The sequence below is a fragment of the Stenotrophomonas sp. RG-453 genome (assembly GCF_033843685.1).
Taxonomy (GTDB): Bacteria; Pseudomonadota; Gammaproteobacteria; order Xanthomonadales; family Xanthomonadaceae; genus Stenotrophomonas; species Stenotrophomonas bentonitica_A.
The window spans coordinates 1-385 of sequence record NZ_JAMYED010000036.1 but is presented as its reverse complement, the minus strand read 5'-3'; the positions used below and the strand labels follow the sequence as shown (position 1 = coordinate 385).

Sequence of the window (385 nt, the reverse complement as noted above, 5' to 3'; positions counted from 1 at the left end):
ACGGTGTTCTGCTCGACGACGAGAATCGTCAGACCGGTCTTGCTGATCACCTTGACACGCTCGTAGACTTCCTCGGCGAGCCGCGGCGCCAGGCCGAGCGAAGGCTCGTCGAGCAGCAGCAGCTTCGGCCGTGCCATCAACGCGCGCCCGATGGCCAGCATCTGCTGTTCTCCGCCGGACAGCGACCAGCCAAGCTGCTTGCGCCGCTCCTTCAGCCGGGGAAACAGCTCGAACACGCGATCGAGATCGGCCGCGATGGATTGGCCCCAGCGACGCCAGCTCACTGTGGCGAGCGTCAGGTTCTCCTCCACCGACAGGCCCGGAAAAATCCGTCGCCCCTCGGGAGCCTGCGCGATCCCCTTCGCTACCCTGCGATCCGTGGACC

1 protein-coding gene is annotated in these 385 nt (G+C 66.2%); it reads right to left on the bottom strand.

The window, feature by feature from the left end; translation table 11 throughout:
- On the bottom strand, positions 1 to 385 hold a 385-nt coding region (locus tag NJD74_RS19650; protein WP_319624835.1), incomplete at both ends, for an ATP-binding cassette domain-containing protein.